Origin of the sequence: Methanobacterium sp. (assembly GCA_016222945.1) — an archaeon.
Classification (GTDB): domain Archaea; phylum Methanobacteriota; class Methanobacteria; order Methanobacteriales; family Methanobacteriaceae; genus Methanobacterium_D.
Window position 1 is genome coordinate 130,405 of record JACRPY010000003.1, and the last position, 13,794, is coordinate 144,198.

Here is a 13,794-nt window from a genome sequence, read left to right on the forward strand (position 1 = left end):
ACATATGAAAATCACCACTGCACAGCTTTTTTTACTTTATTTGGAAGGTGAAGGTGTAGAATACATCTTCGGAGTTCCAGGTACATCATTAGTCCCTCTATACGATGCTTTAAACAAGCAGGATGCAATTAAACCTATTTTAAGTAAACATGAAGAAGGCGCGGCTTTTATGGCTGATGGTTATGCCAGAGTAAGTGGTAAACTCGGCGTCTGTTATGCTACATCCGGTCCAGGTTCAACGAATCTTGTTACTGGTGTTGCCAATGCTTATATGGATAATATCCCTCTTCTGGTTATAACTGGCCAGGTCCCTACCAATATTTATGGCAAAGGAACATTTCAAGACTCCACTAAAGAGGGTATTGATTCTGTAGCCATGTTCGATACAATGACCAAATTCAGTGAAATGATAATTTCCAGATATAAAATGCCCGAAACGTTAAGGGAAGCTATAAGAATAGCTTTTAGCGGTAAAAAAGGCCCTGTACATATAAGTTATCCTAAAGATATTATGCAAGAGGAGATTGAAGATACTCTGCTACCGCCCCGTAGTTATAGGGTAGAATCCAACTATTTCGATCGGAGATTAGTTGTTGAAACTTCCCAAAAGCTTATAAATGCAAAAAAACCTGCAATGTTGATTGGTTCTGGAGTTATAGCTTCAAATGCAACCATGGAGGTTTTTGAACTTGCAGAAATGCTCAATATTCCTGTGGCCACAACCCCCAAAGCAAAAGGGGCGTTCCCAGAAGATCATCCTCTTTCCCTGGGTGTTTTTGGATTCAGCGGATCTCCAGCAGCGACTGAATATTTAAAAAGCGATATAGACGTTCTTTTAGTAGTAGGCTCCAGTTTAAATCAGATGACCACCTTATCATGGGATCCTAAACTTCAACCCAGTGAAACCATGATTCATATTAACATTGACCCTGCAGACATTGGAAAAAACTATGTTGCAGATATTGGATTGGTAGGAGACTGTCAAACCGTTTTAAATGAAATTTCATTTCGTATTTTACGAGAATTACAAAAACATGACTTTCAAAAGGAAAGACCAACTGAAAACATTGTTAAATTCAAAGAAAGTGTGGGAAAGTATATTGATGAGGATAAAATGTTTTCTGAATCTGTGCCTATAAAACCCCAGGCTTTAACCAGGGAAATTCAAGAAAATCTGCCTGATGATGCCATTGTTTTCATTGATGTAGGTAACATCTTATGCTGGTCAATTCATTACATGCAATTTAAAAGTCCGAATATAATACCTCCATTTGGATTTCTTCCCATGGGATATGCAACTTCTGCTGCAATTGGAGGAAAGCTTGCAGCTCCCGAAAAACCTGTGATTGCCATTGTAGGAGATGGATGCTTCCAGATGAATGGAATGGAGATAGCAACTGCTGTAAATCATGATATACCTGTTGTTTGGATTGTTCAAAACAACTCCAAGTTGGGACTGGTGCATGAGCTTCAAAGATTTGATTTGGGAGATAAAACTGTTTCTACAACATTTAAAGAAGTTAATCTGGCAAAAGTAGCTGAAGGATTAGGTGCTAAAGGATATAGAATAAAAAAACCCGGAGAAATATCCGATATTCTTCCAAAAGCAATAGAAAGCCAGATACCTACAGTAATAGATGTAATCATCGACCCAGATGAAGTTCCACCCTTAGAAAGTTGGGTTAAAGGTGTAAGAGAGCTTGGCTCAAGATTAGACTATTTATAATTTTTTCAAAAATTTAAAATACAATCAAAAATCCCCTAAAAGTGAAAAAAATGGATGTCACTATAGATTTCCTGCTAAGTCTCTTGGAAAAGATGTGTGTATTCATAGTTATAGCATATTTGATAACCCGCACGAAATTATTTACCAGAATATTAGACCGTGAATTCTCAATAAAAACCATGGTTATTTTTATATCCATCTTTGGGATTATCACCATATTTTCCATTGCCTCAGGAATAGATATATTTGATACCGAAGCTGACATGGCAGAGCTAGCTCCTATGGTGGCAGGTCTGGTGGGAGGCCCCATTATTGGCCTAGCAGTAGGTGTCATTGGAGGTATTTCCCGTTATTTGGCAGGTGGTCCTGCCAGTTTAATTCTTTCCATTTCAATCATGCTTTCGGGGTTGTTTGCTGGAATAATCTACATGTTAAATCAGCGAAAATTCATAGGGATGTTGGGTTCAGTTGTATATTCGCTTTTAATGGGCTCTTTAACTATCTTGCTTGTGGTTTATTACTATCCTGACGAGTTCAACTACATCATATATCTAGGTTTACCATTGGTTTTCTCTAATACGTTAGGAATACTTATATTTGGATTCATAATCTCCAATTTGATAAAAGAAATAGAAACATCCGGTGAACGCGATAAATACTTCAAAGAATTGGAACAAAAGAAAAAAGAACTACAGATCGCCCGAAATATTCAAAAAAGTTTCCTTCCAAAGGAGATACCTCAACCCAAGAATTTTGACTTGGATGCAATAAATATACCTGCTTTGGAGGTAGGGGGTGACTTTTATGATTTCATTCCCATAGGTAAAGAAGAAATGGGGCTAGTAATCGCAGATGTTTCAGGAAAAGGTGTACCTGCTGCGCTTTTCATGGCTTTTTCTCGAACTGTAATCAGGGCAAAGACAACTGAAACTCAAAAAGCCATTGATATTATAAAGAATGCCAATCGCCTCATCACTTCGGAAGCTGAGTCAGGTATGTTTGTAACGCTCTTTTATGGCATTCTAAATTGCATAGAAAGAACATTTACATATGTTAATGCAGGGCATAACCCTCCCTTAATATTTAAATCAAAAACTGATCGCATTAAAATCCTTAAAACAGAAGGAATTGCAATAGGTGCACTTGAAGAAGTGATATTTGAAGAGAAGAAAATAAAACTTGAAACTGGTGATATGATAATATTTTATACTGACGGCGTAACAGAAGCCTTAAATAATGAAGAGGAACAATTTGGTGATAAAAGGTTATTTAAGCTTTTAAAGGAGAATAAAGATTTATCCCCAAGTAAAATGGTAAGTAAAATAATAGATGAAGTAGAGGAATTCTCTGGAGGAAGAACACAGTTTGATGACATTACCCTTATGGTTTTAAAAGCCACATAACTATTTAGAAAATCTTTTTGATTATAAATATGTAAAAATGGAGTGATTTTTGATGAAATTAAATTTCCAACTGGAGACAGATGCAAAACTCGAAAATTTAGCCATGATTGCAGATTTCATCTTTCATTCCATGAATGATTTTGATTTAGATGAAAAAACAGTGCATCAAATTCAAATAGCAGTTGATGAGGCCTGTACTAATATAATAAATCATGCATATCCTCAAAAAAAAGGAAAAATCCATATTATCTGCTTTAAAAAAGAAGAACAGATTCTAATAGTTATAGAAGACTGGGGGAAGTCATGGGACCCTCAATCAGTTAAACCTCCAGATCTTAAATCCGGTTTTAAAGAACGTCAAATCGGAGGTCTGGGAATACATTTCATCAAAACCTTTATGGATCATGTCAAATATCATGAGGAAAATGGTAAAAACGTTTTAACCATGATAAAATCATTTAATAGTAAAATTAAGCTTAAATAAAGGAGTTAAAAAATAAATGATATTGATAATGGGAATTGAAATAGAGAGGGATTGAATGTATCATAACCAATACCAAAAAAAATTGACTAATCCTGATGATGCTGTAAAATCAATCAGAGAAGGTGATATGCTGGTTCACGGATTAACCATGGCTGAACCACCAGCATTATTAAGGGCAGTTGCTTCACGACTTAAATCAGGTGAAATTAAACATATGAAGGTCTTTTCTATACTTCCTTTGGCCCATGCTTGCTCCACAGTTCTAGCTTCAGATTTAGTTGATTGCGTTGAGGCCTACAGTGGGTTTGTTGATGGAGGTACAAGAGGATTAGTAAGCACAGGACTTAATTATTATGTGCCAAATCATCTACACCAAGTTCCAAGACTTTTAGAAGAGTTCATTGGAGTAGATGTATGTATAACTACAGTATCCCCTATGGACGATTCTGGTTATTTCTCATTTGGAACAGCCAATGATTTCACTTCAAAAGCAGCAAGGGCAGCAAGGGTTTTGATAGTTGAAGTAAATCGGAACATGCCTCGAGTTTTTGGTGAATCTCTTCTCCATATTTCAGAAGTAGATGCCGTTGTAGAAAATCATGAGCCAATTCCAGACTTTCCAACCGGTAAAATGCTACCTGAAGCTGAAACCATTGGAAAAATCATATCCCAAATGGTTCCTGACGGTGCTACATTACAAATGGGAATAGGTGTTCTGCCAGATGCCGTTGCCAAATATCTGGATAACCACTCTGATCTTGGCATTCATACAGAGGTTTTTGGACCTGGAATGGTGGATCTTATAAAGAAAGGAGTTATCACTGGCGAGAGAAAAACGTTACATCCTCGAAAACATGTCTTCACCGTGGCTCAGGGGAATCAGGAGATGTTGGAGTTTATGGATAATAATCCAGCCATGGTCAGCTATCCTTGTTCTTATGTCAATAGCCCTGCAATAATAGCAAAAAATGACCGAATGATATCTATAAATTCTCTTCTCCAGGTTGACTTGTTAGGGCAATGCAATGCAGAATATCTATCCGGCCACCAGTACAGCGGCACAGGAGGTCAACTAGACTTTGTAAGGGGTGCTTTTGACTCGAAAGATGGGAAGTCTATATTAGCTTTTTATTCCACCGCCAAAGGTGGTACTATTTCTAGGGTGGTAGACCGTTTAGATCCAGGAGCTATGGTAACAACGCCCAGAATGGACACGCATTATTTGGTAACTGAATTCGGCGTGGCTAATCTCAAGGGTAAGTCCACTAGAGACAGGGCACTGGCAATCATCGATATTGCACACCCCAAATTCCGGGATGACCTTATAAAGCGTGCCGAGGATATGTATTTGCTGTAAAAACTTTATTTATAAAACCTCTTGAAAATCAATAAAATCAGTATTAAAAAAAAGGAACAATAAAACTAACATAAGATATTATAATACGAAGTATCCGGTTATTTCCGAATTAGTTAAGAAAAATATACTAAGATTTATCCAAGTATATTTCTGTGAAAGACTCAAATGTAAAATATTCATTGGATGAGTTCCGAAAACTACAAAGACAAAACAACCGGCTATGTGACATATTTTCTAAGATGAAAAAAGAGTTAAAAGAATTGAAAGGTAATATATAGTTTTTTTTGCGAATATTTTGATGTTCGATTTAATCTAAAGATGTTTACATTATACTACTTTTTCTTTAGTCTTAGCGTGTCGTAAGATTAATGCAATAAGCGGGAAAAGAATTACAGATATTATAGCTGCTCCAACAAGATCTGCAGCATTAGTTGGTTGCATTGCTCCGCTTTTTACTGCTAAAGTTGTTATGACAATTACAAGAGGTAGTTGAGTTGCAGAAAATAGAGCTAGGGGAACTTGTTCAGCTTTTGATAGTATTTTTCTGTAGATGACCATTGCTGGTAATCCTCTGGCAATTAAGAATGAGATAATGAATATTGGAACCATTAAAATGCTTGTGGGACTAGTTAAAAATGCTATTAAATCGAAATTTATTCCACTTACAATGAAGAAAATTGGAATTAATAATCCAAAACCAATACCTTCAAATTTAATCCTCATATTTTCAATGTCCTTATCTTCCTTATTTTTTGCCATTTTTATTATTTCTGAGAGAATAATTCCAGCTGTAAATGCCCCAAAGAGGAAATCTATTCCAGAATTCATGCTAATGAAAATTAAAGCAACTAATAGTAAAATTGAAAGTCTTAAAGCCAACTGACCACTGGTATTCATGGTTTTTCTCATTAAATCAACTATATATGGAGGTTGCCATCGTCTTACTGTAATTAATATTAAAAATGCAATTATGATAAATAAAATAACTAATAACAAGCTACTGAAGTTATCATAAACTTTATTAAAAAATAAGGCCAGAATAGTCAAAGGTGCAAATTCACCTATTACTCCTGCTGCAAAAACAAATCTACCGAAATTAGAGTTTAATTCTCCTTCATCCCTTAAAATAGGAACCAATACCCCCACTGCAGTTGTGCTCATGGCTAAACCAATGAAAATAAATGAAATAACCAGTCCACTGGCCTGTAGAATGCCTCCAATGAGTAATGCAATTAATAATGATAAAATCCAGCCTATGAATGCATATTTCAGGGGCTTACCCTTTATAAGATCAATATCAATCTCAAAACCAGCCAGGAAAAATAGAAATGCCAGACCAAAGTAGCTTAAATCGGTTATGGTAGGATCAAGATGAACTAATCCCAGTACCTGTGGGCCAATAATGATACCTAAACAAATTTCAAGCACTACCACAGGTAATTTAAACCGAGGGATTGCACTGGCAATTATCGGGGCTAAAATAGCTACTATGAAAATAATTGAAAGATTATAAAAAGTACCAGTTAATTCTATCATGCCATGCCCAACTTCTTACCGTTATTCTTTAAAATCCTTAATTTGATATTCAGTCCCCATGCTTAAATTAATTTCTAAAAAATAATAGATATAATTTAAGAATTATAAAAGTTATTTAATGGAATAAGAGAGAATAATCTACTTTCTATTTCACTTTCTAAAATCATAGATTTTGACAATAATTTTTAGAATAAATAAAAACTTATTTAATTGAAAATTTAAACTCTTATTTGAGTTGATAAAAAATGGACTTAAAACTTATAGGACTAACCGCTCTCGTAAATGCTGCTTTAACTATTGTCTTATCAATAATCTTCTTTCCTCTCTTAGTTTTAGGCCCGCTTATTGGAGGATTCTTAGCATCTTACCTTAGCAAAGGATTTGAAGATTATGATAAAATGGATGAAAAAGATGGAATGGTTGTAGGGGCAATTTCAGGATTAATTGGTGGTTTAATAATAGGTTTATTATCTATTCTGGGCATTGGAAATATAAGTAACGTCATAGAAGTAATGGCAATCAACAATATATTTATCAGCAGCTTTATTATCCTTCAATTGTCGTTAATCATTAGTTTTATTTTAGGATTAGTGGGAGGAGTCGTAGGGATCCTTATGAAAAAGTAAATGTTCCAAAAAGAGACGGTTGTGTTAAATCACATCTCAAAACGTCTTATTTTGTTTATGATAATTTATTTATATGGAACCATTTGCTCTATTCAATAGCGGTACATTCCCAAGGTTGAGCTTCCGTATCAATTGTGGCGTATAACTCTTTTTCTGTGTCTTTTAATAAATCCTCACAACTAAATTTTAAATCTGCAGCTTTTTTAACAGAATATATTCTGCCTCTTGCACTTTTAACAATTACATCGCCCTCTCGACTTATACCAATTACCAATTGATTTATTTCTTTTGCCATATTGTTCAACTCCATTAATTTAATTTTTTACCGATTCACTAAATCTAAGAATATATCTAAAACTAAAATATTTTCAATCTATATTTATTATACTTCACATTATAAGTGTACTATTATTTTTTCAATTATGATATAGGACCATGTGGCCAAATATAGTTGAGTTAACGAAGAATAGCCCTACCTTTTCTTTGTAGGTCAAAGTTAATTCTATATATTTTCTCCTATTTTTTCAATTATTTTCTTTCTAACACTTTTTGGAACTTCTCTAATTTTTATTGGCCTTGGCTCCATAGAACCAAAGTACTTATCTTCAAATATTAATCCTTGAAAATGGATCTTTTCCTTATAACGAGGTATTAAATGCCAATGCATATGCGGATCTGGATTCTCAACAAGATAGTCAGCATTCATTAATGCACCCCAATTGAACATAACGGGTTTAAATGCACTTTCAAGTGAACATTCTAACTTTTTGACTATTTTTCCAAAGTCAAGCCATTCTTCCTCTTTTAAACCTTTTAAAGTATCGCAACGTCTTTTTAGGGCAATTACACAAGTTCCTATGTTGCTTTGGTTTGGTGCAAGAAAGATAGTCCAGTAAAGTGACTCAAATATTAAATCACCGTAATTCCGGTTCTTTAAATCAGTATTATAACTATTCATATGATTTATCCTAAGAGTTTTATCTATTCAATTTCCTTATTCTCAAATTTAGTCCATTTAAACTTTTCCTATCACATGTAATCTCATATTTTTTAAATTTCCATACAAGAAAAATAATCTATAAATCTTTTAATTGATTTTCTAAAATATAGCAACTATATAACTAAAAATAGTTGGGTTTAGCGAAATTCTAATTAAATGATTGAATAATATAAATCAAGCCATATTAATTAAATTAGGGCTTATTAAACCAATACACATATTTCTCTTTTACTTAGTTAAGTATTAATGATAGCAAAAACTAACTCTTTTTGAATACACACTTACAAACTAATTAATCTGAGTATAAATGGAGTTATTTTCACTTCAATTATCTTCTTTGAGGTGCGCCATTAAAGTGAATTCCATTTAAAACTGAACTATTTTATTAACTAAACATGAAGGAGCCTACAAAATTTACAATTTTGTGGCCCAAAAAATTCAAAGAATTTTTAGGAGGTGAAAAACATAAAAAAACAAACAACTACAAAAATTCTCATTTCTATTATCTTTATCATCGCTTCATTAACATTAATAGGTGCTGTTTCGGCAGCAGATACAAATTTAACTGATAATCCATCTGATTCTGTTTCTTCAGATGACCTTGCCTTTATAGAAATTTCAGGTCAAGTCAACCAATGTTCTAATGGAGAACCTTTCCCCGGAGCAACAGTAAAAGTCCATGATAATGGGACAGAGATTGCCAGTACCACCACAAATCCCGATGGGACTTACAATTTTAATTTCCAAAGCAAAAAGCGAGTTTTCACAGTAACAGCCAATGCCAACGGACACAAACCATCAACTCAGGAAGTTACGGTTGTTGAAAACTCCGATGGTACTTACACAGGAACATCAGATTTCAAACTGGGAGCTAACGACGCCTACGTCTGGAATGGATGGGCTTCAGATCCTACTCATGATATTACTTTCTCTGATACTACCACAATTAATGGAAATGCACCTAATGCTCGAACTACTATACAAGCAGGTATAGATCACGCTGAACTTACTGGAAGCACAGTATACATAGCACCCAGCACTTACTATGAACACAACTTGGTTATCGACAACCCAGTTACAATACACGGTGAAAACATGGGCTCAACCATAATTGACGGCCAAAATGGACGTATATTCTATATAACTGCTTCAAATGTCAATATACAACAACTAACACTTACCCATGGAAATGCTCTTGCCTATGGTGGAGCTATCCTCACGGTTAGTGGAACCGTAAACATATCTAATACCATTTTTGATCGTAACTATGTAACTAACTATGGCGGAGCTATCTACAACAATGGTGGAACATTAACCATATTAAACAGTGCATTTTATAGTAATGGCGCAGGTGACTTTGGTGGAGCAATCTGCAACAATGGTGGAACAGTAACCATACCAGGCAGCACATTCGACAGTAACACGGCACCAAATGGTGGTGGCGGAGCCATCTACAACACAGGAACATTAGACATAAACACCAGCACATTCCAAAATAACGAAGCATTTAGTGGTAATGGCGGAGCCATCTACAATGATGGAGGAACAGTAACCATAGGTACAGGCAGCACATTCACAGGCAACAGAGTAAATAATCCGGGTTATAGCGGTGGAGCTATCTACAACACTAATGACGGGAGGGTGTTCATATCAGGCACCACATTCAACAGTAATTATGCACAACATGGTAATGGTGGAGCCATCTACAACAATGATGGAACCGTAAACATATTCGAAAGCAGCACTTTCGACCATAACGAAGTATCTGATGGTTATGGTGGAGCCATCTACAATTCTAATAGTGGAGCAGTAAACATACTTGACTATGGTATAATCAATAGGTTCATCAATAACAGCGCAGGGATTGGTGGAGCGATCGCCAATTTTGGAATGATAGATATATCCCACTCTGCATTCGGCGATATATCTGAGGGTAACACCGCAAATTATGGTGGAGCTATCTACAATAGTGGAACCGTAAACATGTCAGGCAGCACATTCACTGATAACACCGTAAACATTGATGGTGGAGCTATCTACAACAATGTTGGTGGAACCGTAAACATAGGTGCAGGCAGCACATTCACACACAACTCTGCAAATTATGATGGGGGAGCCATCTACAATGTTAATGGTGGAACCGTAGAGATATACAGCGGCACATTCGACAATAACCACACAAATGGTGGTGATGGTGGAGCTATCTACAATACTGGAACTGCAAACATATACGACAGCACATTCACAGACAACCATGCATATCATGATTTTGGTGATTGTTATGGTGGAGCTATCTTCAACACTAGAACGTTAAGAATAGACAGCAGCACATTCACAGGCAACAGGGCTTCATTCGATGGTGGTGGTGGAGCTATCTACAATGCCGGGACAGCAGACATATTTGGCGGCACCCTATTCGACGGTAACACCGCATCAAGTGGTTATGGTGGAGCAATCTACAACACTAGTATAATGAACATATCATGCGCAACATTCACAGGCAACAGGGCAGTAGATGAGTTTATGGGGTGGCAGCTTTGTTATGGTGGTGCCATTTATAATAATGGTGGAAACATCCTAATATGGAATTCCCCTAATTCATTTAACGGTAACAGCGCAAGTGGTGGTGGTGGAGCCATCTACAACAATGGTGGAACAGTAACTATATTCGGCGGCTGCGCATTCAACGGTAACGCCGCAACTGATCCTATATCCGGGTATGGTGGAGCCATCTACAACAATCGTGGAACAGTAAACATAAGAGGCACTAGCGCATTCAACGGTAACACCGCAACACGTGATGGTGGAGCAATCTACAACACTGTTGGTGGAAATATAGACTTTTCATGCGACGAACTCACATTTATTAATAATAGAGCAACAACTACTTATGGGGGAGCCATCTACAATAATGGCGGAACTGTAACCATATCTAGCGATGCACTCGGCACTAAATTTGAGGGTAACACTGCAGGAACTAATGGTGGAGCTATCTACAACACTGTTGGTGGAATAGTAACCATTTCAGACACAACATTTACCAGTAACTCCGCATTGAATGGTGGGGCTATCAACAACAATGCAGGTGGAACAGTAACCCTATCTAACACCTCATTTATCAATAATGCTGCAACGACAGGTTATGCTGGGGCCATCTACAATAGTGGAACACTAAACATATCCGGCAGCAGCACATTCACAGGCAACACTTCATTCGGTGGTGATGGTGGAGCCATCTACAATACCGGAACCGTCGGAATATCTGGCAGTACATTCACAAACAACCATACAAATATTCCTTTAACAAATACAGGTGGCGGAGCTATCTACAACACCAGTAGTGGAACCGTAAACATATCAAGCTCCAATTTCACAAGTAACACGTCAGATGGTGATGGTGGAGCTATCCACAACACCGGTAGTGGAACCGTAAACATATCAAGCACCAATTTCACAAGTAACACGTCAGATGGTTTTGGTGGGGCCATCTACAACACCGGTAGTGGAACCGTAAACATAACAGGTACCAACACTTTCACCAGTAGCTCATCATCACAAGGAGGAGCTATCTACAATAATGGCGGAACTGTAACCATATCCGGAACCACATTCAACAGTAACACTGCCACATTCGGTCCTGGTGGAGCTATCCACAACTCAGGGACAGTGAACATAACAGGTACCAACACATTCACAGGTAACACTGCAATAAATAGTTATGGTGGAGCTATATACAATATGGGTGGAACTGTAACCATATCCGGCAGCAGCATTCTCACCGGTAACTCCGCAATAAATGGTGGAGCCATATATAATGATGTTGGAGCCGTTACCTTATCAGGCACCGCATTTAATGGTAACACTGCGACAAGTTACGGTGGAGCTATCTACAACCATGCTGGAACACTAAACATATCTGGCATAAATTCATTCAACACCAACAGCGCAACAAGCGGTGGAGGAGCAATCTACAACACGGGCACAGTAACCCTAACAGGCACTAACACATTCGCCAGTAACGATGCATATGGTTATGGTGGGGCTATCAACAATGCTGGAACACTAAACATATCAGGCACCAACACATTCAATGGTAACACTGCAAATGTGGGTGGAGCCATCTGCAATGATGGTGGATCTGTAACCATATCCGGAACCACATTCAACAGTAACGGCGCATGGATAGCTGGTGGAGCAATCTACAACCGTTCAGGAAGATTAGATATAACTGACAGCACATTCACCAACAACAATTCTTCAAATGATTGGTTGATAGCTGTTGGTGGTGGAGCAATCTACAACGAGGCTGGAATTGTAACCATATCTGGTACCACTTTCACCGGTAACTATGCAGGTATTCATTCTGGCGGAGCTATCTACAACCATGCTGGAACAGTAACCATATCAAACGCCACATTTATTAATAATAGAGCAACGAATGTTGGTAATGGTGGGGCTGTTTTTACCGATGGAAATGGAGATATACAGATACATTTCAGCCGCATCTTAAACAACCCCGGAGTTGACATTTACAGCACTGGAACCAATGTTGATGCCACCAAAAATTGGTTTGGTGATAACTTTATAGGAACCAACCCTATAGCAGAAGGAAGAGCAACATCCAACATAATTGTGGATCCATGGGTTATTCTAACCGTTACTGCAAACCCAACAACCATTACCAATGGTGGAACATCCATTATTACAGCTGATTTCAACCACATCAACGGTGGTGGCGCACTTACAGGCGGACACATTCCCGACGGGCCCATAACTTTAGGCATACCATGGGGAAGCTTCCAAAACCCAGCAATCACCCATTCAATCACAGCAAATACTGTAGACGGCGCAATAACAACAACATTCTACTCCAATGAAGGACCAGTAAACCCATTATACAATCCAGTTAAGGTAACAGCAGCAGCAGATGGTTACACAACAGACACAGAATCTGCATTTATCAACATCAACAAAGACGTAAAATTAACAGTTACCCAGACAGTTAATAAACCAAGGCCACATGTTGGAGATAAAGTCACATTCACAGTCAAAGTTCAAAACAATGGGATAGACGCTGGAACAAACATCCAGATACGAGATATAATGCCATCTGGCTTTAATAACGTTGTAATAACTCCATCTAAAGGAACATATGACAATACTTCTGGAATCTGGACACTATACCTTTTAAGTGGTGAAACAGCAACTTTAACCCTCACCGGTGAAGTCACAGAAGCTCTAGTTGGTAAAACCACAACTAACATTGCAACAATCCCCGGAACAACAAGCTCAGCAAGTTCAAGCATCTACGTACCTAAAGCAGGAACTATAACAGTACATGCAGCAACAGTAAACAAAAACACAGCAAACGGACTGATAACACCCAAAGACATAACATCTAAAGTAACTCCAGATCCATACAAAGATACACCACAAGAAACACTTGGAAACTGGTTACTCTCATACTGGTGGATAATACTAGCAATTCTGCTTCTAATAGCAGGCAGGCTACTCTGGTTCTTGTTAGCAGCTAAAAGAGAAACCGAAGAATAGATAAAATTCTTCCTCAATTTTTTTATTTTTTTTATTAATCTAGTTAAGTATTAATGATAGCAAAAACTAACTCTTTTTGAATAACACACTTACAAACTAATTAAACTAA

9 protein-coding genes are annotated in these 13,794 nt (G+C 37.2%); 6 read left to right on the forward strand and 3 right to left on the reverse strand.

Going from position 1 to position 13,794, the window contains the following annotated elements:
* Positions 1 to 4: 4 nt before the first annotated feature.
* The 4 genes from HZC47_05295 to HZC47_05310 are packed head-to-tail and all read left to right on the forward strand — an operon-like array spanning position 5 to position 4,970.
* Positions 5 to 1,726, forward strand: coding sequence for a thiamine pyrophosphate-binding protein (locus HZC47_05295; protein ID MBI5680287.1), 1,722 nt, complete (start codon positions 5 to 7; stop codon positions 1,724 to 1,726).
* 50 nt (positions 1,727 to 1,776) lie between these two features.
* Entirely contained in the window at positions 1,777 to 3,129 is a 1,353-nt protein-coding gene (locus HZC47_05300) for a SpoIIE family protein phosphatase (protein ID MBI5680288.1), read from the forward strand.
* 52 nt (positions 3,130 to 3,181) lie between these two features.
* Positions 3,182 to 3,613 (forward strand): ATP-binding protein, encoded by a 432-nt coding sequence (locus HZC47_05305; protein MBI5680289.1) that lies wholly within the window; start codon positions 3,182 to 3,184, stop codon positions 3,611 to 3,613.
* Between the two features lie 55 nt (positions 3,614 to 3,668).
* On the forward strand, positions 3,669 to 4,970 hold the full coding sequence (locus tag HZC47_05310; protein MBI5680290.1) for an acetyl-CoA hydrolase/transferase family protein: 1,302 nt from the start codon (positions 3,669 to 3,671) through the stop codon (positions 4,968 to 4,970).
* 327 nt (positions 4,971 to 5,297) lie between these two features.
* On the opposite strand, the gene HZC47_05315 is transcribed toward HZC47_05310, so the two are convergent.
* Entirely contained in the window at positions 5,298 to 6,506 is a 1,209-nt protein-coding gene (locus HZC47_05315; GenBank protein ID MBI5680291.1) for a cation:proton antiporter, read from the reverse strand.
* A gap of 245 nt (positions 6,507 to 6,751) precedes the next feature.
* On the opposite strand from HZC47_05315, the gene HZC47_05320 reads away from it, so the two are divergent.
* Positions 6,752 to 7,132, forward strand: coding sequence for a DUF5518 domain-containing protein (locus HZC47_05320; GenBank protein ID MBI5680292.1), 381 nt, complete (start codon positions 6,752 to 6,754; stop codon positions 7,130 to 7,132).
* An 88-nt stretch (positions 7,133 to 7,220) separates the two neighbouring features.
* Here HZC47_05320 and HZC47_05325 read toward each other — a convergent pair whose 3' ends face one another.
* A complete protein-coding gene (locus HZC47_05325) occupies positions 7,221 to 7,427 on the reverse strand; it encodes a hypothetical protein (GenBank protein MBI5680293.1) in 207 nt (68 codons plus the stop codon).
* Positions 7,428 to 7,634: 207 nt separating this feature from the next.
* Positions 7,635 to 8,090: an HIT family protein gene (locus tag HZC47_05330; GenBank protein MBI5680294.1), complete on the reverse strand. Its 456-nt coding sequence runs from the start codon at positions 8,088 to 8,090 to the stop codon at positions 7,635 to 7,637.
* A 498-nt stretch (positions 8,091 to 8,588) separates the two neighbouring features.
* Between HZC47_05330 and HZC47_05335 the strand changes: the two genes are divergently transcribed.
* On the forward strand, positions 8,589 to 13,685 hold the full coding sequence (locus tag HZC47_05335) for a DUF11 domain-containing protein (protein ID MBI5680295.1): 5,097 nt from the start codon (positions 8,589 to 8,591) through the stop codon (positions 13,683 to 13,685).
* Positions 13,686 to 13,794: the final 109 nt, after the last annotated feature.

Excerpts from the sequence above, each read along its gene's own strand:
- HZC47_05295 (MBI5680287.1), top strand. The coding sequence starts at position 5 with ATGAAAATCACCACTGCACAGCTTTTTTTACTTTATTTGGAAGGTGAA.
- HZC47_05300 (MBI5680288.1), top strand. The coding sequence starts at position 1,777 with ATGGATGTCACTATAGATTTCCTGCTAAGTCTCTTGGAAAAGATGTGT.
- HZC47_05305 (MBI5680289.1), top strand. The coding sequence starts at position 3,182 with ATGAAATTAAATTTCCAACTGGAGACAGATGCAAAACTCGAAAATTTA.
- HZC47_05310 (MBI5680290.1), top strand. The coding sequence starts at position 3,669 with ATGTATCATAACCAATACCAAAAAAAATTGACTAATCCTGATGATGCT.
- HZC47_05315 (MBI5680291.1), bottom strand. The coding sequence starts at position 6,506 with ATGATAGAATTAACTGGTACTTTTTATAATCTTTCAATTATTTTCATA.
- HZC47_05320 (MBI5680292.1), top strand. The coding sequence starts at position 6,752 with ATGGACTTAAAACTTATAGGACTAACCGCTCTCGTAAATGCTGCTTTA.
- HZC47_05325 (MBI5680293.1), bottom strand. The coding sequence starts at position 7,427 with ATGGCAAAAGAAATAAATCAATTGGTAATTGGTATAAGTCGAGAGGGC.
- HZC47_05330 (MBI5680294.1), bottom strand. The coding sequence starts at position 8,090 with ATGAATAGTTATAATACTGATTTAAAGAACCGGAATTACGGTGATTTA.